This is a genomic window from Corallococcus sp. AB049A (assembly GCF_003668885.1).
Taxonomy (GTDB): domain Bacteria; phylum Myxococcota; class Myxococcia; order Myxococcales; family Myxococcaceae; genus Corallococcus; species Corallococcus interemptor.
In genome coordinates this window covers 1-432 of record NZ_RAWL01001171.1, presented here as the reverse complement: position 1 = coordinate 432, position 432 = coordinate 1, and the positions used below count along the sequence as shown (strand labels likewise).

Sequence of the window (432 nt, the reverse complement as noted above, 5' to 3'; positions counted from 1 at the left end):
GTGCCGCTCGACCTGGCGCGCGAGGCAGTCATGCGTGAGTAGCCTGCCTCGCGCGCCAGGTCGAGCGGCACCCACGGGACGCTGCCAGGGATGCCGCGCTCCTCCAAGTCGGGCCGCAACAGGGCCGCGATCAGAACCGCTTGTGCCGGATGGCTCAACCGCTCCCCAGCGGATGTGAGCACCCTTGGAGACGAATCGCGCTCGCGTAAGCTCATCAGGAAGCTCGGAGCGAACAGTTGGCTACCAGGCACAACGAAATCCACCCGAGACTCGATGAGCTTGGAGCGAATGTAGGGCGAAACGCCGGAGAGCACGAGAATGACCCTCAAGCCGGCCTTTTCCGCCAATCGATGCACCTGCGCGATCAGCCGCAAAGGTGGCAACGGTTCCGTCTGCGCCGGGACGGTGGCCAGCAGCACCCTGTGGCCGAGC

1 protein-coding gene is annotated in these 432 nt (G+C 65.7%); it reads right to left on the bottom strand.

Translation table 11 applies throughout. The features are described 5' to 3' along the window. Positions 1–432, bottom strand: a 432-nt coding sequence (locus tag D7X55_RS46670; RefSeq protein ID WP_199747431.1) for a hypothetical protein, incomplete at both ends; no start/stop codon positions are given.